We start from the raw sequence: 23,479 nt of genomic DNA, 5'->3' as shown, positions 1-23,479 counted from the left end.
TTATCGTTGTTGATTTTGCGCAGCTTGTTGCGCGTTACGTTTGTTCTGGTCTGGCACCAGACGATAGAAAGTCTCACCGGGCTTAATCATGCCCAGTTCATTACGTGCGCGTTCTTCGATCGCTTCAGAGCCGCCATTGAGATCGTCAATTTCGGCGAATAGCTGATCGTTACGCGCTTTAAGCTTGGCGTTATTCGCCTGTTGTGTCGCGACGTCTTCGTTGACGCGCGTATAGTCATGAATACCGTTCTTACCCAGCCACAGGGAATATTGAAGCCATCCCAGCAGCACGAGTAGCAGTAACGTCAGTTTTCCCATCCCCGCCCCCTGAAAAACGTCCCAATCATCCCATAACTTGACGCTGGACTCCACTGCGACGGCGAAAATGCCGCGCACGGGCGTTTAGCCGTGCAAATAATGCCAGAGTGGGAGGCGAGACGGCAGGTAAAGTTTTGTAACCTGCCGATGCGTTTGCACATCAGCTGGGCGTTACCAACCGGAGAGAAATGAGAACAGCAGCCAGAACAAGCACACCACCACAATCGCCGTGGCGATCCCGCTCCAGAATAAGTGAGTGCGGATCATCAGGCTGAGCACGATGCCAATCAGTACCGAAACCGGCAGCAGCGCGAGGAAGAATGGCCAGGTGTAGAGGAAGAAGAACAGCGTGTTGGAGCCGTAGAGCATGAACGGAATCGCCAGTGCGCACCAGTACGAGAGAAAGCCAAACACGCCGCCCGGCAGTGATGAGCGAGACTCATCCGGGGTGCGTTCATCTTTACGGGCTAGCATGGGCGTTACGTTCTGCATAGAGATCCTGTTGACGCTAAGCGCGGCAAACCCAAAGGGATTTGCCGCTGTCGGTTCAGGATCTGATGATATCGCGGTGACGCAGCAGGTCTAACAATTGGCCGGCGAGTTTTGTAACCAATTGTTCGCCATCAAGGTGGATTTCCGGGGCGTCTGGCGCCTCGTAAACGCTATCGATACCGGTGAAATTACGCAGCTCACCGGCTCGGGCTTTTTTGTACAAACCTTTGGGATCGCGCGCTTCGCACACGGCCAACGGCGTATCGACAAACACTTCGATAAACTGCCCTTCAGCCAGCAGATCGCGCACCATGTTGCGTTCCGCGCGATGTGGCGAGATAAATGCGGTCAGCACCACTAAACCGGCATCGACCATCAGTTTCGCCACTTCGCCGACGCGACGAATGTTCTCTTTACGATCGTCATCGCTAAAGCCGAGGTCACGGCACAAACCGTGACGCACGTTGTCGCCATCCAGCAGATAGGTGTTCACACCGGCCCGATGCAGCGCCTGCTCCAGCGCGCCGGCTACGGTGGATTTCCCCGAACCGGAAAGCCCGGTGAACCACAGCACCACGCCTTGATGGCCGTGCTGCTGTTCGCGCTCCTCGCGCGTTACCGGATGATCGTGCCACACCACGTTTTCATCGTGTTGCGCCATTACTTGCCACCCAGCAGATCGCGCGCGTTCCAGTGTGGGAAGTGACGACGCACCAGCGCGTTCAGCTCCAGCTCGAAATCGCTGAACTGACCTGATTGCGTACGCACATCGGTCAGCGGCTGATTAATCATGCCCGCGCCAACCGTCACGTTGCTCAGACGATCGATAAAGATCATGCCGCCAGTCACCGGATTCTGGCGATACGCGTCCAGCACCATCGGTTCGTCAAAGGTCAGTTCGACCAGGCCGATCCCGTTAAGCGGCAGGCTTTCCACGGTGCGCTTCTCCAGCGAGTTGATCTCCACCTGATGGATCACTTTCTCGACGCGCGCGCGGGTTTTCTTACCGGCGATCTTCACTTCGTAACTTTGGCCCGGCTGCAGCGGTTGTTCCGCCATCCACACTACGTCAATGGTGGCGGATTGCACCGCTTGCAGCTCGGCTTCCGCATCCACCAGCAGATCGCCACGACTGATGTCGATCTCATCTTTCAGCACCAGCGTAATCGCTTCACCGGCACCCGCTTCAGGCAGGTCGCCATCGAAGGTGACGATGCGCGAGATGGTCGATTCCACGCCCGATGGCAGCACTTTCACGCGCTGACCGACGTTGACCACACCCGACGCCAGCGTACCGGCATAACCACGGAAATCGAGGTTAGGACGGTTCACATACTGCACCGGGAAACGCATTGGCTGATGATCCACCACGCGGTTCAATTCAACGGTTTCTAATACGTCGAGCAGCGTTGGGCCGCTGTACCACGGCATGGTGACGCTGGGCGTTGCCACGTTATCGCCTTCCAGCGCCGACATCGGCACAAAGCGAATATCAAGGTCTTCCGGCAGCTGCGCGGCGAAATCGAGGTAATCCTGTTTAATCTGCTCAAAGGTCTCTTGCTTGTACTCCACCAGATCCATCTTGTTGATGGCGACCACCAGATGCTTAATGCCCAGCAGCGTGGAGATAAAGCTGTGACGACGCGTCTGATCCAGCACGCCTTTACGCGCATCGATCAGCAGGATCGCCAAATCGCAGGTCGATGCACCGGTCGCCATGTTGCGGGTGTACTGCTCGTGTCCCGGCGTGTCGGCAATAATAAATTTGCGCTTCTCAGTGGAGAAATAGCGATACGCCACATCAATGGTGATGCCCTGCTCGCGCTCGGCCTGCAAGCCATCAACCAGTAACGCGAGATCCAGCTTCTCACCCTGCGTCCCGTGACGTTTGCTGTCGTTGTGCAGCGAGGAGAGCTGGTCTTCATAAATTTGACGCGTGTCGTGCAGCAGGCGACCAATCAGCGTACTTTTGCCGTCGTCGACGCTACCGCAGGTCAGGAAACGCAGCAGGCTTTTATGTTGTTGCGCGGTCAGCCAGGCTTCTACGCCGCCCTGATCGGCAATCTGTTGTGCAATAACGGTATTCATCTGCGTCTCCTTAGAAATAACCCTGACGTTTCTTCATTTCCATCGAACCGGCCTGGTCGCGGTCAATCACGCGTCCCTGGCGTTCACTGGTGGTGGAGACCAGCATCTCTTCAATAATTTCCGGCAGCGTCTGCGCCTCTGATTCCACCGCGCCGGTCAGCGGCCAGCAGCCGAGCGTACGGAAACGCACCATGCGCTGCTTGATCACTTCACCTGGCTGGAGATCGATACGGTCGTCATCGATCATCATCAGCATGCCATCACGCTCCAGCACCGGACGCGGCGCGGCGAGGTAAAGCGGCACGATCTCGATATTCTCGAGGAAGATGTACTGCCAGATATCCAGCTCGGTCCAGTTGGAGAGCGGAAACACGCGGATGCTTTCGCCTTTGTTGATCTGGCCGTTGTAGTTGTGCCACAGCTCAGGACGCTGGTTTTTCGGGTCCCAGCGGTGGAAGCGATCGCGGAAGGAGTAGATACGCTCTTTCGCGCGCGACTTCTCTTCATCACGACGTGCGCCGCCAAATGCCGCATCAAAACCGTATTTGTTCAGCGCCTGCTTCAGGCCTTCGGTTTTCATGATGTCGGTGTGCTTGGCGCTGCCGTGCACAAACGGGTTGATGCCCATCGCCACGCCTTCCGGGTTGCGATGCACCAGCAACTCCGCGCCCATCGCTTTCACGGTGCGATCGCGGAACTCGTACATTTCACGGAATTTCCAGCCGGTATCAACATGCAGCAGCGGAAACGGCAGCGTGCCCGGATAGAAGGCTTTACGCGCCAGATGCAGCATTACCGAGGAGTCTTTACCAATGGAGTACATCATCACCGGATTGCTGAACTCGGCCGCCACCTCGCGGATGATATGGATACTCTCTGCCTCCAGCTGGCGCAGATGAGTAAGTCGATTTTGGTCCATAATTTTTCCTCAAGCCAAATTGACAACGGCGGACTCGCGAGCCCCCTGCTGTGCCGAATGTTGGAACCAGGCCAATTGCCCGTGCAAATTTACGACTTCGCCAATCACTAACAGTGCTGGCGTGGGCGCGGCCGCAGCCAGCGCCTCCAGTTGATCCAATGTGCCGGTCAGCACCTGCTGATCCTGACGCGTGCCGCGCCCAATCACCGCCACCGGCGTGGAGGCGGCGCGGCCATGTTCGATAAGCCCGGCAGCGATTTCCGCCGCTTTCACCGTGCCCATATAAATCGCTAAGGTTTGACGTGCGCGCGCCAGCGACGGCCAATCAATGCCGTCGCCATCCGCGCGACAGTGACCGGTAATAAACAGCACGCTCTGCGCGTGGTCGCGATGGGTCAGTGGAATACCGGCATAGGCGGTTGCGCCTGCTGCAGCGGTGATGCCCGGCACCACCTGGAACGGAATGCCCGCGGCCTGCGCCGCCTGCAGCTCTTCGCCACCGCGGCCAAAAATAAACGGATCGCCGCCTTTCAGGCGCACCACGCGTTTACCCTGTTGCGCCAGCGTCACCAGCATCTGATTGGTCTCTTCCTGCGGCACCGAATGCGCACCGGCGCGTTTGCCGACGCAGATGCGGTCGGCATCGCGCCGCACCAGCTCAAGCACTTCGTCGCTGACCAGATGGTCATACAGCACCACATCGGCCAGCTGCATCACCTGCAAGCCACGCAGCGTCAGCAAACCGCTGTCGCCTGGACCGGCGCCTACCAGCGTAATTTCGCCCTGATTGTCGCTATCGTTTTCCAGTTCGTGATCCAGCGTGCGCCGCGCTTCATGGACGTTACCCGCCGCCATCTGGCTGGCGAACAGACCGTTAAAGGCTCGCTCCCAGAAGCGACGGCGGTCAGACATGCGGTGATAGCGCTGCTTCACCTTGTCGCGCCACTGCCCAGCCACTTCCGCCATCTGTCCGAGATTGGCCGGCAGTAACGCTTCAATTTTTTCACGCAGCAGACGCGCCAACACCGGCGCGGTGCCACTAGAGGAGATCGCCACCACCAGCGGTGAACGATCGACAATCGACGGGAAGATAAAGCTGCACTTCGGCTGATCGTCCACCACGTTCACCAGCTTGTGGCGCGCATTGGCGGCATCGAACACCTGCGCGTTAAGCGCGTTGTCATCGGTAGCGGCAATCACGAGGAACACGCCATCCAGCTGCGCCGGATCAAAGCGTTCAGCGATCCATTCAATCGCCTCAATTTCCAGCAGCGCCTGCAGCTCATGACCGAGTTCGCGCGCGGCGACCAGCACGCGCGCACCGGCACGCCGCAGCAGTTCTATTTTGCGCGCAGCAATTTCGCCACCGCCGACAACCAGCACCGGACGGCTTTTGAGATCGGCAAAGAGAGGCAGATAATCCACGTTAACCTTGCTAGTTTTACAATAAGTTAACGCGACTATACGTCCCGGCCTTCCAGCAGATGAAATTACGAATTGGAATGAGTAGTTACCGAATGGAATAACGACCCAGGATTGCTGATAACATTTTGTGCTTAACAAATGATATTGCTGGTGTTTCGGTGCAAATCAAATTGTGCAAGCGTCGTCACAGTTTCATACTAAGTCGGAATTTTTTTAGCATGACCGGATGTCAGAAAAGGACGCTAACTATGTTTGCCACTCTCCGCCGCACTGTGCTGGCTGCACTGCTCGCGGGCGGTTTGCCTTTCTTTGTTCAGGCTGCGAGCAAAAGCGCGCCAGGGCATTTTGCCGAACAGCAGCTTCGCCATATCGCCACCTATTTCCCCGGCCGCATGAGCGGCAGTCCCGCCGAGTTGTTGACTGCCGATTATCTGCAGCAGCAGTTCAGCCAGCTGGGATATCAGAGTAATACCCGCCAGTTTAAAACCAGCTATAGCTGGCTGGAGAAAAAGGGCGAGAGCCGCACCCACAAAGTTACGGCCACGTCGGTGATTGCCGCGCGTGCCGGTGAAGTGCCGCAGGAGATCCTGATCGTTACGCACCTGGATACCTGGACGCCGCTCAGCCGCCACGAAGCCGATAACAATCTCGGCGGCCTGCGTTTGCAGGGCGTGGATGACAATGCCTCCGGGCTTGGCGTGATGCTGGAGCTGGCGCAGGCGCTCAGCAAAACGCCGCTGCACTACGGCGTGCGCTTTGTGGCGCTGAGCGCCGGTGAAGCGGGTTTGCAAGGCATGGATGATTATCTGGCGCGTATGAGCGTGCAGGAGAAGAAGAACACGCTGTTGGTGATCGATCTGAATAGCCTGATTGTCGGCGATCATCTCTACTTTAACAGCGGTATCAATACGCCAGCGGCAGTGCGCAAACAGACCAGCGCGCGTGCCGTGCAGCTGGCGCACCGTTACGGTATCTCCGCCGCCAGCCACGCGATGACCGCACGCGATTATCCTGGCGTCAATCCGTTCGACAAAGCCGGCATGCCACTGATGGATGTCACCGCCGCCAACTGGACGCTGGGCAACAAAGATGGGCAGCAGCAGCGCGCGCGTTCCAGCCACTTCCCGGAAGGCAATGTGCGCCATCAAACCGAGCGCGATAACCTCAACTACCTCGATCACTGGCTGCCTGGCCGCATCACCCAGCGCACGCATGACAGCGTGAAGATTCTGCTGCCGCTGCTGACCGAGCTTGCTAATCCGACAACCTGAGGATTCCCTATGTACGTGGTATATCTGAACTATTTTCGTCCGGTAGAAGAAGTGGAAGCGTTACTGGAACCGCACATTAGCTGGCTGGATCGCTATTTCGCTAACGGCGTGTTTATCGCGGCGGGACGCAAAGATCCACGCACCGGCGGCGTGCTGTTGGTGAAGGATATTGATCGTGCGCGATTAGATACCATCCTGGCGGAAGATCCGTTTGTGGCGGTGGCGCATTATGAAGTGACGAAAGTGAATGTGACGCGTGCGGCGGAAGAGTTTGCGAGGTTGCAGGGGGTTTGATTGTGCTGGCAGTCCTCATACTCGATTGTGCTGGCTGTCCCCCATCCCGGCCTTCCCCCGCAAGCGGGGGAAGGAGACGCTGCCACATGCAGCTTCTCAGAACTCACATATGGCAGCATCTTCCTCCCCCATTCATGGGGGAGGACCGAGGAGGGGGAAAGCGAGCACCAACTGGCAGCATCTTCCTCCCCCATTCATGGGGGAGGACCGAGGAGGGGGAAAGCGAGCACAAACCAAGGATGGGGAACAACGAGCACCTACCAATCAACCTTCATGCAACCCGCACTCGCGCTTCAGGCCGAAGAAGCGTGTCTCTTCCTCTGCCATGCCCGGTTCCCACTTTTTGGTGGTATGCGTATCGCCCACTGACAGATAACCTTCATCCCACAGCGGATGGTATTTCAATCCGTGTTGGGTCAGATACTGATGCACCTGACGGTTATCCCAATCAATGATCGGCAGAATCTTGAACACGCCGCGCTGCACCGCCAGCACCGGCAAACTGGCGCGACTGCCAGACTGATCGCGGCGCAGGCCAGCAAACCAGGTTTGCGCGCCCAGCGTTTCCAGCGCGCGGTTCATCGGTTCCACTTTGTTGATCTGGTTATACTGCTCAATCCCTTCGACGCCCTGCTCCCACAGTTTGCCGTAACGCGCTTCCTGCCATGCCGCTGAGGTCTCCGCACTGAAGATTTGCAGGTTGAGATTGAGCTTGTCGGTCAGCTCATCAATAAAGCGGTAAGTTTCCGGGAACAGATAACCGGTATCGGTCAGGATCACCGGAATGTCCGGCTTCTGCTGCGTCACCATATGCAGCAAAACCGCCGCCTGAATACCAAAGCTGGATGACAGCACAAATGCGCCTGGCAGCTGTTCTAATGCCCAGCCCACGCGTTGTTCAGCGGAGAGTTTCTCCAGCTGCACGTTGCTTTCCGCCAGCGCCATGATGCGGTCAACTTTTGATGAACCATTCAGTGCTGCGAGATCGAGTACCGTCATACTGCCTCCGAGTCCCAGAAATCACGGGCGGGATCAACCACGGCTTTAATAATGCCGGTGCGAATCACGAAGTCGCCGAAGCCTTCGTTGGCCTGACGCTCGGTTGCCCAGCGCGCCACCAGCTCATCAATGCTGGCGAGGATTTCACCTTCGTTGATGTTCTCGCGGTACATACGCGGAATGCGCGTACCTTCACGGTTGCCGCCAATGTGTAAGTTGTAACGGCCAGGCGCTTTGCCCACCAGACCTAACTCCGCCAGCAAAGCACGGCCACAACCATTTGGGCAACCGGTAACGCGTAACACTATGTGCTCTTCGCCGACACCATGCTTATGCATGATCTCTTCCACTTTGGTCACGAACGACGGCAGGAAGCGCTCGGCTTCGGCCATCGCCAGCGGACAGGTCGGGAACGCCACACACGCCATCGAGTTCTCACGCTGCGGCGTGACCGCTTCCATCAAACCGTGTTCACGGGCGATGGCTTCGATCTGCGCTTTTTGCTTCTCCGGCACGCCAGCCACAATCAGGTTCTGGTTAGCCGTCAGACGGAAATCGCCCTGATGGATTTTGGCAATTTCGGCGATGCCGCGCTTCAGCGGACGGCCAGGATAATCCAGCAGACGGCCGTTCTCAATGAACAGCGTCAGGTGCCACTTCTCATCGATGCCTTTCACCCAGCCAACGCGATCGCCGCGCGAGGTGAACGCATACGGACGAATCGGTTCGAAGGTCAGACCGGCACGCTTTTCCACTTCCGCTTTGAAGGTTTCAACACCGACGCGTTCCAGCGTGTATTTGGTCTTGGCATTTTTACGATCGGTACGATTCCCCCAGTCGCGCTGCGTGGTGACCACCGCAGCCGCCACGTCGAGGATCTTCTCGACCGGCAGAAAGCCGAATTCGCTTGCGGTGCGCGCATACGTTGCTTTGTTGCCGTGATCAATCGACAAGCCACCGCCCACCAGCAGGTTAAAGCCAATCAGCTTGCCCTGCTCGGCGATGGCGATGAAGTTCAGGTCATTGGCGTGCAGATCGACATCGTTATGCGGCGGCACCACCACCGTGGTTTTGAATTTACGCGGCAGATAGGTTTCGCCAAGAATCGGCTCTTTATCGGTGGTGGCGACCTTCTCTTTGTCCCACCAGATTTCCGCGTAAGCGCGGGTTTGCGGCAGCAGATGCTCTGACAGCTTTTTCGCCCACTCGTACGCTTCCTGATGCAGCTCTGATTCCACCGGATTCGAGGTGCAAAGCACGTTACGGTTCACGTCGTTGGCGGTCGCCAGCGCATCCAGCCCGACTTCGTGCAGCATCTGGTGCGTCGGCTTGACGTTCTTCTTCAGAATGCCGTGAAACTGGAAGGTCTGGCGGTTGGTCAACCGGATGCTGCCATAAATGGTTTTATCGGTGGCGAATTTATCAATCGCCAGCCACTGCGTTGGCGTGATGATGCCGCCCGGCAGACGGCAACGCAGCATCATGGCGTGACGCGGTTCGAGTTTCTGCGCTACACGCTCGGCACGAATGTCGCGGTCATCCTGCTGGTACATACCGTGGAAACGGATCAGCAGGAAGTTGTCGCCAGTGAAGCCGCCGGTCAGGCCATCGTCGAGATCGTCGAGGATGGTGCCGCGCAGGTAGTTGCTCTGTTTTTTCAGACGCTCAGCGTCGACCAGCTTGCCTTCAACGACCAGCGGTCCAGGATGTTTTTCGCTCATTAGTAAACGTCTCGCTGATAACGGCGCTCAATGCGCAGCTCACTTAAAAATTCGTCAGCCGTTTCACGATCCATGCCGCCGTGTTCGACCACCACATCCAGTAATGCCTGCTCAACGTCTTTCGCCATACGATTGGCGTCGCCGCAGACGTAAAGGTGTGCGCCTTCCTGTAACCAGCTCCACACCTCCGCACCTTTGGCGCGGATTTTATCTTGTACGTAAACCTTCTCGGCCTGATCGCGCGACCATGCCAGATCAATATGGGTCAGCAGGCCATCTTTGACATACTTCTGCCACTCCACCTGATAGAGGAAATCATCGGTGAAGTGCGGGTTACCGAAGAACAGCCAGTTTTTACCGCCGGCGCCATCGTTATCGCGCTGCTGCATAAAGGCGCGGAACGGCGCGATGCCGGTGCCCGGACCAATCATAATCACTGGCGTTTCCGGGTTAGCCGGTAAACGGAAGTTATCGTTGTGCTCGATGAAGACGCGAATTTCGCCATCCTCTTCGATACGATCCGCCAACCAGGTTGAGGCGCCGCCGCCGCGCTGGCGACCGTCGATTTCAAAGCGCACCGCACCCACGGTGATGTGCACTTCGGTTTCGTTCTCCGCCTGCGATGAGGCGATGGAATAGAGGCGCGGCGTCAGCGGACGCAGCAGGCCGGTTAATTGTTCGGCATTCAGTTCGGTCGGTGCCTGACGCACCATATCGACAATCGGGAAGCTCTGCGCATAACTCTGCAGCTTCGGCTTATCACCGGCCAGCGCTAGCAGCGCGTCATTGCGGGACAGCGCCGCATACTGTTCGACGATTTGTGGCGTGTTGACCGTCAGTTCGAAATGGGTTTTCAGCGCTTCGGCCAGCGGCAGGGTTTTGCCCTGCACGTCTACCTGCTCGTCACCTTTCAGCCACACCAGCTGCAGCAGTTCCTGCACCAGCTCGTCATCGTTTTCAAACCACACGCCGAGCGCGTCGCCCGGCTGGTAGCGCAGGCCAGAATCGCCAAGGTCGATCTCAATGTGACGCACATCTTTATCCGAATCGCGTCCGGTGATCTTCTGGTTGGCCGCCAGGCTGGCCACCAGCGGCTCTTCTTTAGTGTACGGGCTGCTGTCGACCAGGTTAACGCTACCCGCCGCCGTGATGGCGGCCTGTGCTGGCGATTCGCTCGGCACACGCGCTTTCAGAATCTCGGTGATCTGCTGACGCCAGGCGTTCGCCTGCTCTTTGTATTCAACATCGGCATCTACACGATCCAGCAGACGTTCTGCACCCAGCTCAGCCAGACGTTCATCAAAGTCTTTACCGGCTTTGCTGAAAAACTCATAAGAGGTATCGCCGAGACCAAACACCGCAAACGCTGTGCCTGCGAACTTCGGCGCTTTCTTCGACAGCAGGAATTTATGCAGCGCCACGGCCTCTTCCGGCGGCTCGCCCTCGCCTTGGGTGGAAGTCACCACCACCAGCAGCTTTTCCTGACCGATCTGCTTGAATTTATAATCGCCGGCGTTAACCAGATTGACGCTCAGCTTGGCAGCCAGCAGGTCATCACGCAGTTGCTCAGCCAGACGACGCGCGTTACCGGTCTGCGAGGCGGAGATCAGCGTAATGGTCGGGGTTTCTGCCTGCACAGGCGCTGGCGCGGCAGCCGCACCCGGCGTCTGATTGACCATGCCCCAGAAATAGCCGGAGAGCCAGGCCATCTGAGTGGTGTTGAAATCCGTGGTCGCCGCCTGTAAGCGCGCGAGTTGCTCCGGTGATAACGGAAGCAGTGAACCTGGTGCCTGAGTCGTCATTGCGTTAAAAATTCCAGTGTCAGAAGTCCGGATCAATATGTTGCGAAAGAGTGCGTAGGTTACCGGGCTGTATATTAACGATTAAATACGCCTTCGACATATTAAATAACCAAAATGACTAAGTGGTTTTTCGGGTAAAGTTAACCAGCAAAAGTGGTAAATGAAGGCGATATGATTCAATGAGTTAATTAGGCGTTTTGCTGGCGGGATGGCGCAAAATGCCCTTTTCGTTGCCAGCGGGTGCGAAAAATCTGCAATTCAGGTAGACTTCAGCGGTTTTTAAGTCTGAGAGCCATTATGTCTACCACGTTATTTAAAGAGTTCCAGTTTGAATCTGCCCACCGCTTACCTCACGTGCCGGAAGGCCATAAATGTGGGCGTTTGCACGGCCATTCATTCCTGGTGCGATTAGAAATTACCGGCGAAGTGGATGCGCATACCGGTTGGGTGATGGATTTTGCCGAACTGAAGGCGAAGTTTAAGCCGCTGTATGAACGCCTCGATCATCACTATCTGAATGACATTCCGGGCCTGGAGAATCCTACCAGTGAAGTGCTGGCGAAATGGATTTGGGATCAGATGAAGCCGATTCTGCCGGAATTGAGTGCGGTAATGATTAAAGAGACCTGCACCGCTGGCTGCGTTTATCGCGGTTGAGGTCAGTGAAGCCGTAACCGTGAGTGAGGTCGCCATACATGGCGACCTTAGAACTCAGGCAATATTCAGGTATTTGTGCGTCTGCATCGAAAGCCGCCAGTTGCGGGCGATACAGGTTTCAATACAGAGTTTCGTTGCCGCATCACCCCGGCTGATCGGTTGCAGCGCCACAATGCGCTTTTTATCGTCGTGTAATCCTGCCAGCAACGCATCTAACGCTTCCACATCACGCTCACGCGCCACCGGATGTTTAATCTCATCGGCACGCTGCAGTGCCTGCGGCAAAACATCATAGCCACCGCGCATGTTCACCTTGGGTGAAACCGTCACCCATGTTGCGTCGGAACACTGAACGTCGTGCGTGCCGCTGGTTTCGATCTGGCAGGCAAAACCCGCCGCTTCTAATTGTTCCGTCAAAGGGCGCAGATCAAAAATCGCCGGTTCGCCGCCGGTGATCACCACATGACGTGCGGTCCAGCCCTGACGTTGGATGGTGTCGATCAACATGGCCGCATCGGCGCTGCCCCACGCATCGCTTTCCACGGTTTTGACCAGAATATCACCCAGCGAGGTCTCCCGATCCGCCCGCTTTTCCCAGGTATGTTTGGTATCACACCAGCTACAGCCCACCGGACATCCTTGTAAGCGGATGAACAGCGCCGGAACACCGGTGTAAAAACCTTCGCCCTGCAGCGTCTGGAACATTTCGTTAATCGGGTAGAACATTATTTACTCACGTCTAAAATTTGAGGCGCAGATTATGGCAGATCTTATGCGCCAGGTCACAGCTGCTTCGTGCCAAATAAAAGCAAAAGCCCCGCACAAGGCGGGGCTTCATTCAGACGATGCTGCCCGCAGGCAGCATACTCAGGCGATTACGCTTGGCCTTTAACTTCTTTCAGACCGTTGAACGGTGCTTTGCTGCCCAGCGCTTCTTCGATACGAATCAGCTGGTTGTACTTAGCAACACGGTCAGAACGGCTCATAGAACCGGTTTTGATCTGGCCAGCCGCCGTACCTACCGCCAGGTCAGCGATGGTTGCATCTTCGGTTTCACCTGAACGGTGTGAAATCACCGCGGTATAACCCGCATCTTTCGCCATCTTGATTGCAGCCAGAGTTTCGGTCAGTGAACCGATCTGGTTGAATTTGATCAGGATGGAGTTAGCGATGCCTTTATCGATACCTTCTTTCAGGATCTTGGTGTTGGTTACGAACAGATCGTCACCCACCAGCTGGATTTTGTCGCCCAGCACTTTGGTCTGGTAGGCGAAACCAGTCCAGTCAGATTCATCCAGACCGTCTTCGATAGAAACGATTGGGTACTGTTTGGTCAGGTCTTCCAGGAAGTGGGTGAACTCTTCTGAAGAGAAGGCTTTGTTGCCTTCGCCAGCCAGCACATATTTGCCGTCTTTGTAGAATTCAGATGCTGCGCAGTCCATCGCCAGGGTGATGTCTTTGCCCAGTTCGTAACCTGCTGCTTTTACCGCTTCAGCGATAACAGCCAGCGCTTCGGCGTTAGAACCCAGGTTTGGCGCGTAGCCACCTTCGTCACCAACTGCAGTGCTCATGCCTTTAGACTTCAGCACTTTTGCCAGGTGATGGAAGACTTCAGAACCCATGCGAATCGCTTCTTTCAGGGTTGGCGCGCCAACCGGCTGAATCATGAATTCCTGGATGTCGACGTTGTTGTCGGCGTGCTCACCACCGTTGATGATGTTCATCATTGGCAGCGGCATAGAGTATTTGCCTGGGGTGCCGTTCAGTTCAGCGATGTGTGCGTACAGCGGCAGGCCTTTAGAGGCAGCAGCAGCTTTAGCAGCAGCCAGTGAAACCGCCAGAATGGCGTTAGCACCGAAGTTAGATTTGTTCTCAGTACCGTCCAGCTCGATCATGATCTTATCGATGTTCGCCTGGTCTTTGGCATCTTTACCGGTTACCGCGTTAGCGATTGGACCGTTAACAGCCGCAACCGCTTTGGTTACGCCTTTGCCCAGGAAACGAGATTTGTCACCGTCACGCAGCTCCAGAGCTTCGCGAGAACCGGTTGATGCACCTGATGGCGCAGCAGCCAGACCAACGAAACCGCCTTCCAGATGCACTTCTGCTTCTACAGTTGGGTTGCCACGGGAGTCGATGATTTCGCGACCGATGACTTTTACGATTTTGGACATTCGATTTTCCTCAGTACAAGTTAGTCAATCCTAAGACAAACAACGCGCGAAAAGTTCGCGCGTTGTTCGTGAAACTTACTTCGCTAAACGCTTCTGGTGTTCCTGCGCGGCTTTCACAAAGCCAGTGAACAGCGGATGACCATCGCGTGGGGTCGACGTGAATTCCGGGTGGAACTGACAGGCAACAAACCACGGGTGGTTCGGGATCTCAATGATCTCAACCAGCTGATCGTCGCCAGAACGACCGGCAATATGCAGACCCGCCGCTTCAATCGGCTTCAGCAACATATTGTTTACTTCGTAACGATGACGGTGGCGTTCGGTAATGATTTCAGAACCGTACAACTGACGCACTTTGCTTTCCGGCGTCAACTGGCACTGCTGGCTGCCCAAACGCATGGTGCCGCCCAGATCGCTCTGCTCAGTACGCTGTTCAACGTTACCCTCTTCGTCACGCCATTCGGTGATAAGCGCAACCACCGGATACTTACAGTCTGGCACAAATTCCGTAGAGTTCGCGCCTTCCATACCGGCAACGTTGCGGGCAAATTCCATCAGCGCAACCTGCATGCCCAGGCAAATTCCCAGGTAAGGCACGTTGTTCTCACGGGCGTATTGCGCCGTCATCATTTTGCCTTCCACACCGCGGTAGCCGAAGCCGCCAGGGATCAGAATAGCATCCAGATCTTTCAATAATTCGACACCGCGCGTTTCAACATCCTGCGAGTCGATCAATTTGATATTCACGGTAACGCGATTTTTCAGGCCGCCGTGTTTCAAGGCTTCAATCACTGACTTGTACGCATCCGGCAGTTCGACATATTTGCCGACCATACCGATGGTCACTTCGCCGCCCGGATTGGCTTCTTCGTAAATAACCTGTTCCCATTCGGCCAGGTTCGCTTCCGGCGCGTTCAGATTGAAACGCTTGCAGATGTAATCATCCAGACCTTGCGATTTCAGCATGCCTGGAATCTTGTAGATGGAATCCACATCTTTCAGGGAAATAACCGCTTTTTCTGGCACGTTACAGAACAGCGCGATTTTAGCGCGTTCGTTCGCCGGCACCGCGCGGTCAGAGCGGCAGATCAGCACGTCTGGCTGAATCCCGATCGACAGCAGCTCTTTCACTGAATGCTGGGTTGGCTTGGTTTTCACTTCGCCTGCGGCCGCCATATATGGCACCAGCGTCAGGTGCATGTACATGGTGTGTTCACGACCGACATCGACCGCCATCTGACGAATCGCTTCGAGGAAAGGCAGAGATTCGATATCACCCACGGTACCGCCGATCTCGACCAGAACCACGTCATGACCTTCGCCGCCTTCAATAATGCGTTCTTTGATGGCGTTGGTGATGTGTGGAATAACCTGAATCGTGGCGCCCAGATAGTCACCGCGACGCTCTTTGCGCAGCACTTCTGAGTAGATACGACCGGTAGTAAAGTTGTTACGGCGCGACATTTTAGTGCGGATGAAGCGCTCGTAGTGACCTAAATCCAGATCGGTTTCGGCCCCATCATCGGTAACAAATACTTCACCGTGCTGCGTTGGGCTCATGGTACCCGGATCGACGTTGATGTACGGATCGAGTTTCATGATGGTCACATTAAGACCACGTGCTTCAAGGATGGCTGCGAGGGAGGCTGCGGCAATGCCTTTGCCCAGAGAGGAAACGACCCCGCCGGTCACAAAAATATAATTCGTTGTCATGCTGAACCTGAGAGTTTAGGTTTAAAGACGGTGGAATAACCAAGACGGGAAAATAGTATACTTGAAGTCGTCTTAAGCCACAATTGATGAATCACACCATCGTCCTCCACAGGTAAGCCGGTAACATAGCGGATAGCATGGTGCGAAATGTTGATGTACGTCACAAAGTCGCCGCAAGGCTGAATCGAGTAAGCTCAAACGACGAATTTATGCGCAGCGCTGGAATAATCGCCAGATTCGCTTACTGTTTGTTCTCGTTCAATTTCACCTGCTGCCAGGCGGCTTCCATTTGATCCAGGGTCGCATCGCTCATGGCTAACCCTTGTGAGGCGATGATGGCTTCAACTTCACGGAAGCGGCGCTCAAATTTATCGTTGGCTTTTTGCAACGCGACTTCCGCTTTGCTGCCTAAATGGCGCGACAAATTGACGGTCGCGAACAGCAAATCACCGATTTCCTCTTCCAGCCTGGCGTTATCCACCACCGCTTGCTGCGCTTCGTGCATCACTTCATCGATCTCTTCATGCACTTTATCCAGCACCGGGCCGAGATTGTTCCAGTCGAAGCCCACCGAGCTGCAACGCTTCTGAATTTTGTGCGCGCGCATCAATGCCGGCAGCGCTTTAGGAATATCGTCCAGCGCCGAGTGCTGCGATTTTTCTGCGCGTTCGCTGTGCTTGATGGCTTCCCAGTTTTTCAGCACTTCTTCGCTGGTTGCAGCCTGAACATCGCCAAAAATGTGCGGATGACGGCGCTCAAGTTTGTCGCTGATAGCGTTGCAGACGTCGTCAAAATTGAAGCGCTGCTGCTCATCGGCCATCTGCGCGTAGAACACCACCTGAAACAGCAGATCGCCAAGTTCACCGCGCAGATCGGCAAAATCTTCACGCTGGATGGCATCGATCACTTCGTAGGTTTCTTCCAGCGTGTAGGGCGCGATCGAGGCGAAGGTTTGCTGACGATCCCACGGGCAACCGCGCTCCGGGTCGCGCAAGGTTTGCATGATGGTGAGCAGGCGATTTAAGGGCGTCATGAAAGGATCCTTTGGGAAAATTTGGGGAGAGACTGCGCCGGTTACACATACGGCAGCGTCTCCTTCCCCCGCGAACGGGGGAAGGTCGGGATGGGGGATAAACGGCTCTGAATCAATGCAAACGGCGCGCGTCGATAATATCCGGCACCTGATTGAGACGTGCCAGCACGCGGCCAAGCACTTGCTGGTTATAGATCTCAATATCCATATCAATGGTCGCCAGCTGCTTTTTGGTGTCACTGCGGCTGGAGACGCCGAGCACATTGACCTTCTCGTTAGCCAGAATGGTGGTGATATCGCGTAGCAGGCCGCTACGATCGTTGGCGGTAACGCGTACCACCAGCGAATAACCGCTGGAGTAATCCTCGCCCCACACCGCATCAACGATACGTTCCGGTGCGTGCGAAATCAGCTCGGTTAACTGGTCGCAGTCGGCGCGGTGAATCGAGATGCCGCGCCCCTGGGTGATAAAGCCCACGATATCGTCGCCAGGAATCGGCTGGCAGCAGCGGGCGATGTGGTGCAGCAGATTGCCCACGCCTTCCACCACCACGCGACCGCTCTCTTTGCGCGCGGACGGCGCATGTGACTTCTGCGTCAGCAGGCGCAGCGCCTCGCGATCTTCCTCTTCGGCACTCGGCTTGTTGAGCTTGCCCTGCAGGAAATTCACCATCTGATTGAGGCGAATATCGCCGCCGCCAATCATCGCCAGCAGCTCATCCTGCGAACTGACGTTATAGCGCGGCAGCAGCAGTTTTTCCGCTTCGCGCATGCTGATATCCATCTGATTTAGCTCGCTTTCGAGGATCTGACGGCCAGCAATGATATTTTTGTCACGATCCTGTTTGCGGAACCAGGCGTGAATTTTCGAGCGTCCGCGGCTGGTGGTGATATAGCCGAGGTTCGGGTTCAGCCAGTCGCGGCTTGGGTTTGGCTGTTTCTGGGTGATCACTTCAATCTGATCGCCCATCTGCAACTGATAGGTAAACGGCACGATGCGCCCGCTGATTTTGGCGCCAATGCAGCGGTGGCCGATATCGCTGTGAATATGGTAGGCGAAGTCGAGCGGCGTTGATCCCGCCGGCAGATCGACCACGTCACCTTTCGGGGTAAACACATACACGCGGTCGTCGAATACCTGGCTGCGCACCTCTTCCAGCATCTCGCCGGAATCAGCCATCTCTTCCTGCCAGCTAATCAGCTTACGCAGCCAGGCGATGCGCCCTTCATGTCCTGCCGCGCCGCGCGCGTTGCTGGAGGTTGGACCTTCTTTGTACTTCCAGTGTGCGGCGACGCCCAGCTCGGCATCTTCATGCATCTGGCGCGTACGAATCTGGATTTCCACCGTTTTGCCCTGCGGACCCAGCACCACGGTATGAATCGATTGATAGCCGTTAGGCTTGGGATTGGCAACGTAGTCGTCAAACTCACTCGGCAGATGGCGAAACAACGTATGCACCGTACCAAGCGCGCCGTAGCAATCCTGCAGCCGTTCCGCCACGATACGCACCGCGCGCACGTCAAACAGCTCATCGAACGCTAATGACTTCTTCTGCATCTTGCGCCAGATGCTGTAGATGTGTTTCGGACGACCATACACTTCAGCACGCACGCCCTCTTTCTGCATCTCGGCACGCAGGTTGGCAACGAAGCTTTCAATATAGCCTTCGCGGTCAATACGGCGTTCATGCAGCAGCTTAGCAATGCGTTTGTATTCATCGGGATGCAGATAGCGGAAGCAGTAATCTTCCAGCTCCCATTTGAGCTGACCGATACCCAAGCGGTTGGCCAGCGGCGCGTAGATATTGGTGCTCTCTTTCGCCGCGAGCACGCGCTCATCTTCTGGCGCGTCTTTCATTTCACGCAGATGGGCGATACGTTCCGCCAGCTTGATGACCACGCAGCGGAAATCTTCCACCATCGCCAGCAGCATGCGGCGCACGTTATCCACCTGCTCGGAGGCCATCGAATCGTTGTGAATCGCTTTCAGCTGGCGAATGGCATCCATGTCGCGCACGCCGTGCACCAACATCACAATCTCTTTGCCAAAGGCTTTTTCGAGATCCTCTTCGCTCACCACATCGGCGTTGGCGAGCGGGAACAGCAGCGCCGCGCGCAGGCTGTCAATGTCCATGCTGAGCATGGTGAGAATTTCCACCATCTCAATACCGCGCCACAGCAGCAGAGCTTGATCAGGATGGTTGTGCGTTTCGGCTTCACAGTAGCGCCACGCATCCGCCAGTCGCTGACAGGATTGCGGATTGTTGATACTCAAACTGGCGATCCACTGGTCGAGGGCAAATTCGCCCGCCGTATTTAAATGCGCACTTCTAACCGCAACCATATCCTCTCCTGCCACAGCGATGTGGACATCGCTTATGCTTTGCTAAACAGCACCATGGATTCGAGATGGCTGGTATGGGGAAACATATCCAGCATCGCGACCCTTTCCAAATGGTAGCCCGCTGACAGCAATGTCTGACTGTCACGCGCCAGCGTTGTAGGGTTACAGGAAACATAGACCACACGTTGCGGCGCAAGTTTAACCACATGCGCCATTACGCCCGCGGCCCCAGCACGCGCTGGATCCAGTAACACCTTGTTAAATCCCTGCGTCGCCCACGGCTGACGCGATACATCTTCCTCCAGGTTATGCTGGAAAAAGCGAACATTCTTGAGATTAGTCTGCTCAGCATTATACGCTGCCTGCTGCACTAATGCTGCAACGCCCTCCACACCTACAACATTTTGTACGAACTTTCCTAATGGCAAGGTAAAGTTTCCCATGCCGCAGAACAAATCCAGCACACGATCCTCTGGCTGCAAATCCAGCCATTCAATGGCTTTGGCGACCATCTGCTGATTCACACCATCGTTGACCTGAATAAAATTCTGCGGGCTAAAGGATAGCGGCAAATTCAACGAGTGATAAAAAGGTTCGCGCGCATTCAGCGCCTGCAAACTTTCACTGCCATCAGCCAGATAGAGCGACAGTTGCTGCTCATGCGAAAAGCGTTCCAGTTTTGCGCGGTCGCCGGCAGATAATGCATCAAGATGACGCAGTACCATCAGCGGGCCATTATCCGCCAGCACCAATTCTACGTGGCCTAACCGTTTAACTGCCTGTAAATCGCTGAGGCACTGGTGCAGCGGCTGCAGCAACGCTTCAAGTTCGGGCACCAAAACCGGGCATTGCTTCAGTTCAACCAGATCGTTGCTGGCGGCCTGACGGAACCCCATTTGCAAACGCAGCTGTTTTGGCTGCCACTGCAATCCTAAACGCGCCCGGCGACGGTAGCCCCACGCGCTGCCGCTGATGATCTCATCGACCTTCACCGGCAGCGGCGCTTCGCGGCTTAACATGCGGCTTAATGCGCGCGCTTTACTCTCCTGCTGCAAAGCCACCGAAGCATGTTGCTGCTGGCAGCCGCCGCACACGCCAAAATGGACGCAGCGCGGTGTTTCCCGCTGTGGGCTGGGATTAATGATCTTATTGGCTTTGGCGCGTGCGTATTTGCTTTTATCCTCGAACACCGTCACTTCCGCCTGTTCACCGGGCAGCGCGCCGCTAACAAACATCGCCTTGCCTTTATGGCGCGCAACACCTTGTCCGAAAGGATCGAGGTCTTCAATGGTGACGGATATGCGAGTCTTCGTCGTCACACGCTGTTTTGCGGAGTAAAATTGCGCCATAGTATTGTGAAATCTCTACGTTAATTGGGTGTGCAGCCAATAACCGTGCTTGCACAGGGAAAAAATGCCAGGAGTCGCCAGGCCACAATTATGACCAAATACAGCCTGCGGGCGCGAATGATGATTCTGATACTGGCGCCAACGCTGATGATTGGTCTGCTGCTCAGTACCTTCTTTGTGGTGCACCGCTACAACGAATTACAGCATCAGGTGCACGACGCGGGAGCGAACATCATCGAACCGCTGGCGGTCTCCAGTGAATACGGCATGACGTGGCACAACCGCGATGCGATTCGCGAGTTAGTCAGTCTGCTGCATCGCCGCCACTCCGATATTGTCCGTGCCATCACCATTTTCGACAACAACAATCACGTCTACGTCACCTCGAATAACAATCAGAATCTGGCGCTGCTGCAAAAAGAGGACATCTCCACGCTGGAAGATGGCGTCTCGGTGGAGCGGCAAGGCACGATTATGATTCTGCGCACGCCGATTATCTCTGAACGCTATTCGGTGGATGAGCTGCCGGGCGAAGATGCCAAACCAGCCGGGAATCCGCTGGGTTATGTGGCGATCGAACTGGATCTGCAATCAGTGCGGCTGGAGCAGTACAAAGAAGTATTTGTCGCCACGCTGCTGCTGCTGTTCTGCCTGTGCATCGCCATGCTGTTTGCCTATCGCCTGATGCGCGACGTCACCGGTCCCATTCGCAATATGGTTACCACCGTGGACCGCATTCGTCGTGGCCAGCTGGACAGCCGCGTCGATGGTTACATGCTGGGCGAGCTGAGCATTCTGAAAAACGGCATCAACGCCATGGCGATGTCGCTCACCGCCTATCACGAAGAGATGCAGCAAAACATCGATCAGGCGACTTACGATCTGCGTGAAACGCTGGAGCAGCTGGAGATTCAGAACGTCGAGCTGGATCTGGCGAAGAAGCGCGCGCAGGAAGCGGCGCGCATCAAATCGGAATTCCTCGCCAACATGTCGCATGAGCTGCGTACGCCGCTGAACGGCGTAATTGGCTTTACCCGTCAGATGCTAAAAACCGGGCTGAGCACCAACCAGCGCGACTACATGAGCACCATCGAGCGTTCGGCGAATAACCTGCTGAGCATCATTAATGACGTGCTCGATTTCTCGAAACTGGAAGCCGGCAAGCTGGTGCTGGAGTCGATCCCGTTCCCGCTGCGCGCCACGCTGGATGAAACGTTGGTGCTGCTGGCGCCGTCCGCCCATGACAAAGGGCTGGAAATTACCGTGTGCCTGGAAAAACAGGTGCCGGATAATGTGATTGGCGATCCGCTGCGCCTGCAGCAGATCATGATTAACCTGATTGGTAACGCGATTAAATTCACCGAGCACGGTCATATCGACTTGCGCGTTGAGCTGCGCAGCATCAACACTACGCGCGTCGAGCTGGAGATTCAGGTGCATGACACCGGCATCGGTATCTCTGAACAGCAGCAGTCGCAGCTATTCCAGGCGTTTCGTCAGGCCGATGCCAGCATTACGCGCCGTCATGGCGGCACCGGTTTAGGGTTGGTGATCACGCAGAAACTGGTGAGCGAAATGGGCGGCGAAATTGCCTTCCACAGCCGTCCGAATCAGGGTTCGACCTTCTGGGTGCATATTCATCTCGATCTCAATCCCAATGCACCAGCCATTCCGCGCATGTTGGACGATTTGCGCGCCACGCCGCTGGCGTATATTCGAGCCACATCCAGCGGTGGCAAAAGCGGTGCAGGAGATGCTAAGCATCACGCCGCTGCAGGTGCAGCACTTCTCCAGCCTGGAAGAGATGCCCGAGACGCACTTCCCGCTGCTGCTGATGGGTTTGCCGGTCACCGAGCCGCATCCTGCGACGTTGCCGGATGCATTGATTAAACGTCTGCATGCGCGCGCCGATTCGGTGCTGCTGGCGCTGCCGAGTGAAATGATGCTGTTTGCCGATGACTTACGGGCGCGCGGCATTGCCGGGTGTATCGCCAAACCGGTTTCGTTGACGCGCTTGCTGCCGATGCTGCTGGACTTACATGACTGGCAAAGCGATGCGCTGCCGCGTGGTGCACGTCAGCCGCTGACGGTAATGGCGGTGGATGACAATCCCGCCAACCTGAAACTGATTGGCGCGCTGCTGGAGGAGCAGGTGCAGCACATCATTCTGTGTGATAACGCCGAGCAGGCGATTCGCCAGGCGCGCCTGCACAAGCTGGACGTGATTCTGATGGACATTCAGATGCCGGATATCGATGGCATCCGCGCCAGCGAAATCATCCGCAGCCTGCCGCTGCACGCCACCACACCGATTGTCGCCGTTACTGCGCATGCGCTGGATGGCGAACGAGCGCAGCTCATCAACGCTGGCATGAATGACTATCTGGCGAAGCCGATTGATGAGGACAAATTGAGCCAGCTGCTGCAGCGTTACGCGCCGAACCGGGTCATGCCACAGCCGCAACAGCCGCACGTGGCGCCGTCGCTGGACTGGACGCTGGCGCTACGTCAGGCCGCCAATAAACCCGATTTAGCCCGCGATTTGCTGCAAATGCTGCTCGATTTCCTGCCGGAAGTGGAAGAGCGCGTAGAGAGTGCAATGGCGAGCAATGATGTGGTGGGATTGCGCGAGATTATCCACAAGCTGCACGGCAGCGCCAGCTACAGCGGCGTGCCGCGCCTGAAGCAGCTGTGTCAGCAGCTGGAGAAGAGTTTGCATCAGGAGAGCGATATCGACGCGCTGGAGCCGGAGCTGCTGGAGTTGAGCGATGAGATGGCGAACGTGGCACGTGAAGCGAGGAAATTGTTGGCGTTGGGTTAGTGCGGTGCGATTTTCCCCTCACCCCAGCCCTCTCCCGCAAGCGGGCGAGGGAGTTGCCC

The 23,479-nt window shown here is 56.1% G+C and carries 18 protein-coding genes and 1 pseudogene; 4 read left to right on the top strand and 15 right to left on the bottom strand.

The genetic code is table 11. The annotated features are described in order from the left end of the window. From ftsB to cysG, 6 genes are all read right to left on the bottom strand, one after another. Nucleotides 1-318 carry a cell division protein FtsB gene (ftsB, locus tag Q3H59_RS04705; RefSeq protein ID WP_101762604.1) on the bottom strand — a complete coding sequence of 106 codons (318 nt, stop codon included), beginning with the start codon at nt 316-318 and terminating at the stop codon, nt 1-3. A gap of 171 nt (nt 319-489) precedes the next feature. Further along, complete coding sequence (locus Q3H59_RS04700) at nt 490-810, bottom strand: DUF3561 family protein (RefSeq protein WP_101762603.1); 321 nt, start codon at nt 808-810, stop codon at nt 490-492. A 55-nt stretch (nt 811-865) separates the two neighbouring features. Then, complete coding sequence (cysC, locus tag Q3H59_RS04695) at nt 866-1,471, bottom strand: adenylyl-sulfate kinase (RefSeq protein WP_008104549.1); 606 nt, start codon at nt 1,469-1,471, stop codon at nt 866-868. After that, nucleotides 1,471-2,898, bottom strand: a complete 1,428-nt coding sequence (gene cysN, locus Q3H59_RS04690) for a sulfate adenylyltransferase subunit CysN (protein WP_280172007.1) — start codon at nt 2,896-2,898, stop codon at nt 1,471-1,473. The genes cysC and cysN overlap by 1 nt, the downstream gene beginning before the upstream one ends. A gap of 10 nt (nt 2,899-2,908) precedes the next feature. Further along, nucleotides 2,909-3,817 carry a sulfate adenylyltransferase subunit CysD gene (cysD, locus tag Q3H59_RS04685; protein ID WP_007893231.1) on the bottom strand — a complete coding sequence of 303 codons (909 nt, stop codon included), beginning with the start codon at nt 3,815-3,817 and terminating at the stop codon, nt 2,909-2,911. Nucleotides 3,818-3,826: 9 nt separating this feature from the next. After that, nucleotides 3,827-5,242: a siroheme synthase CysG gene (gene cysG, locus Q3H59_RS04680; RefSeq protein ID WP_309833537.1), complete on the bottom strand. Its 1,416-nt coding sequence runs from the start codon at nt 5,240-5,242 to the stop codon at nt 3,827-3,829. A gap of 248 nt (nt 5,243-5,490) precedes the next feature. On the opposite strand from cysG, the gene Q3H59_RS04675 reads away from it, so the two are divergent. Together Q3H59_RS04675 and Q3H59_RS04670 are read left to right on the top strand one after the other, a co-directional pair. After that, nucleotides 5,491-6,513 carry an aminopeptidase gene (locus Q3H59_RS04675; protein WP_309833535.1) on the top strand — a complete coding sequence of 341 codons (1,023 nt, stop codon included), beginning with the start codon at nt 5,491-5,493 and terminating at the stop codon, nt 6,511-6,513. A 9-nt stretch (nt 6,514-6,522) separates the two neighbouring features. Then, nucleotides 6,523-6,807 carry a YciI family protein gene (locus tag Q3H59_RS04670; RefSeq protein ID WP_222234647.1) on the top strand — a complete coding sequence of 95 codons (285 nt, stop codon included), beginning with the start codon at nt 6,523-6,525 and terminating at the stop codon, nt 6,805-6,807. A 264-nt stretch (nt 6,808-7,071) separates the two neighbouring features. Here the strand turns inward: Q3H59_RS04670 and Q3H59_RS04665 are convergent, their stop codons facing one another. Genes Q3H59_RS04665 through cysJ form a run of 3 tightly spaced genes read right to left on the bottom strand, consistent with a single transcriptional unit; the run spans nt 7,072 to nt 11,329 of the window. Beyond that, on the bottom strand, nt 7,072-7,806 hold the full coding sequence (locus Q3H59_RS04665) for a phosphoadenylyl-sulfate reductase (protein WP_192236506.1): 735 nt from the start codon (nt 7,804-7,806) through the stop codon (nt 7,072-7,074). Further along, complete coding sequence (cysI, locus tag Q3H59_RS04660; protein WP_101762597.1) at nt 7,803-9,527, bottom strand: assimilatory sulfite reductase (NADPH) hemoprotein subunit; 1,725 nt, start codon at nt 9,525-9,527, stop codon at nt 7,803-7,805. The genes Q3H59_RS04665 and cysI overlap by 4 nt, the downstream gene beginning before the upstream one ends. Beyond that, nucleotides 9,527-11,329: an NADPH-dependent assimilatory sulfite reductase flavoprotein subunit gene (gene cysJ / locus Q3H59_RS04655; protein ID WP_309833532.1), complete on the bottom strand. Its 1,803-nt coding sequence runs from the start codon at nt 11,327-11,329 to the stop codon at nt 9,527-9,529. Before cysJ ends, cysI begins: the two co-directional genes overlap by 1 nt. A 297-nt stretch (nt 11,330-11,626) precedes the next feature. On the opposite strand from cysJ, the gene queD reads away from it, so the two are divergent. Next, the gene (gene queD, locus Q3H59_RS04650) at nt 11,627-11,986 is read left to right on the top strand and encodes a 6-carboxytetrahydropterin synthase QueD (protein ID WP_167391191.1); all 360 of its coding nucleotides are present in this window, start codon (nt 11,627-11,629) and stop codon (nt 11,984-11,986) included. 54 nt (nt 11,987-12,040) lie between these two features. On the opposite strand, the gene queE is transcribed toward queD, so the two are convergent. The 6 genes from queE to rlmD all read right to left on the bottom strand — a co-directional run bounded on the left by queE (nt 12,041) and on the right by rlmD (nt 20,599). Beyond that, a complete protein-coding gene (gene queE, locus Q3H59_RS04645; protein ID WP_110868307.1) occupies nt 12,041-12,712 on the bottom strand; it encodes a 7-carboxy-7-deazaguanine synthase QueE in 672 nt (223 codons plus the stop codon). Between the two features lie 149 nt (nt 12,713-12,861). Next, nucleotides 12,862-14,160, bottom strand: a complete 1,299-nt coding sequence (eno, locus tag Q3H59_RS04640) for a phosphopyruvate hydratase (RefSeq protein ID WP_101762594.1) — start codon at nt 14,158-14,160, stop codon at nt 12,862-12,864. 75 nt (nt 14,161-14,235) lie between these two features. Then, entirely contained in the window at nt 14,236-15,873 is a 1,638-nt protein-coding gene (gene pyrG, locus Q3H59_RS04635; protein WP_309833526.1) for a glutamine hydrolyzing CTP synthase, read from the bottom strand. Nucleotides 15,874-16,114: 241 nt separating this feature from the next. Next, nucleotides 16,115-16,906, bottom strand: a complete 792-nt coding sequence (gene mazG, locus Q3H59_RS04630) for a nucleoside triphosphate pyrophosphohydrolase (protein ID WP_309833524.1) — start codon at nt 16,904-16,906, stop codon at nt 16,115-16,117. A 112-nt stretch (nt 16,907-17,018) separates the two neighbouring features. Then, on the bottom strand, nt 17,019-19,250 hold the full coding sequence (gene relA / locus Q3H59_RS04625) for a GTP diphosphokinase (protein WP_101762592.1): 2,232 nt from the start codon (nt 19,248-19,250) through the stop codon (nt 17,019-17,021). A 32-nt stretch (nt 19,251-19,282) separates the two neighbouring features. After that, nucleotides 19,283-20,599 carry a 23S rRNA (uracil(1939)-C(5))-methyltransferase RlmD gene (rlmD, locus tag Q3H59_RS04620; protein ID WP_309833520.1) on the bottom strand — a complete coding sequence of 439 codons (1,317 nt, stop codon included), beginning with the start codon at nt 20,597-20,599 and terminating at the stop codon, nt 19,283-19,285. Between the two features lie 90 nt (nt 20,600-20,689). Here rlmD and barA point away from each other — a divergent pair. After that, nucleotides 20,690-23,420, top strand: a pseudogene (barA, locus tag Q3H59_RS04615) (two-component sensor histidine kinase BarA). Nucleotides 23,421-23,479: the final 59 nt, after the last annotated feature.

Origin of the sequence: Pantoea sp. SORGH_AS_0659 (assembly GCF_031453915.1) — a bacterium.
GTDB classification, from domain to species: Bacteria; Pseudomonadota; Gammaproteobacteria; order Enterobacterales; family Enterobacteriaceae; genus Pantoea; species Pantoea leporis.
Note: the sequence above shows the minus strand (reverse complement) of the source record. Positions and strands in the feature narration are given on the sequence as shown.

What these genes read in the sequence shown, in the direction of transcription:
- ftsB (WP_101762604.1), bottom strand. Translation starts at nt 318, where the DNA reads ATGGGAAAACTGACGTTACTGCTACTCGTGCTGCTGGGATGGCTTCAA.
- Q3H59_RS04700 (WP_101762603.1), bottom strand. Translation starts at nt 810, where the DNA reads ATGCAGAACGTAACGCCCATGCTAGCCCGTAAAGATGAACGCACCCCG.
- cysC (WP_008104549.1), bottom strand. Translation starts at nt 1,471, where the DNA reads ATGGCGCAACACGATGAAAACGTGGTGTGGCACGATCATCCGGTAACG.
- cysN (WP_280172007.1), bottom strand. Translation starts at nt 2,898, where the DNA reads ATGAATACCGTTATTGCACAACAGATTGCCGATCAGGGCGGCGTAGAA.
- cysD (WP_007893231.1), bottom strand. Translation starts at nt 3,817, where the DNA reads ATGGACCAAAATCGACTTACTCATCTGCGCCAGCTGGAGGCAGAGAGT.
- Q3H59_RS04675 (WP_309833535.1), top strand. Translation starts at nt 5,491, where the DNA reads ATGTTTGCCACTCTCCGCCGCACTGTGCTGGCTGCACTGCTCGCGGGC.
- Q3H59_RS04670 (WP_222234647.1), top strand. Translation starts at nt 6,523, where the DNA reads ATGTACGTGGTATATCTGAACTATTTTCGTCCGGTAGAAGAAGTGGAA.
- Q3H59_RS04665 (WP_192236506.1), bottom strand. Translation starts at nt 7,806, where the DNA reads ATGACGGTACTCGATCTCGCAGCACTGAATGGTTCATCAAAAGTTGAC.
- cysI (WP_101762597.1), bottom strand. Translation starts at nt 9,527, where the DNA reads ATGAGCGAAAAACATCCTGGACCGCTGGTCGTTGAAGGCAAGCTGGTC.
- cysJ (WP_309833532.1), bottom strand. Translation starts at nt 11,329, where the DNA reads ATGACGACTCAGGCACCAGGTTCACTGCTTCCGTTATCACCGGAGCAA.
- queD (WP_167391191.1), top strand. Translation starts at nt 11,627, where the DNA reads ATGTCTACCACGTTATTTAAAGAGTTCCAGTTTGAATCTGCCCACCGC.
- queE (WP_110868307.1), bottom strand. Translation starts at nt 12,712, where the DNA reads ATGTTCTACCCGATTAACGAAATGTTCCAGACGCTGCAGGGCGAAGGT.
- eno (WP_101762594.1), bottom strand. Translation starts at nt 14,160, where the DNA reads ATGTCCAAAATCGTAAAAGTCATCGGTCGCGAAATCATCGACTCCCGT.
- pyrG (WP_309833526.1), bottom strand. Translation starts at nt 15,873, where the DNA reads ATGACAACGAATTATATTTTTGTGACCGGCGGGGTCGTTTCCTCTCTG.
- mazG (WP_309833524.1), bottom strand. Translation starts at nt 16,906, where the DNA reads ATGACGCCCTTAAATCGCCTGCTCACCATCATGCAAACCTTGCGCGAC.
- relA (WP_101762592.1), bottom strand. Translation starts at nt 19,250, where the DNA reads ATGGTTGCGGTTAGAAGTGCGCATTTAAATACGGCGGGCGAATTTGCC.
- rlmD (WP_309833520.1), bottom strand. Translation starts at nt 20,599, where the DNA reads ATGGCGCAATTTTACTCCGCAAAACAGCGTGTGACGACGAAGACTCGC.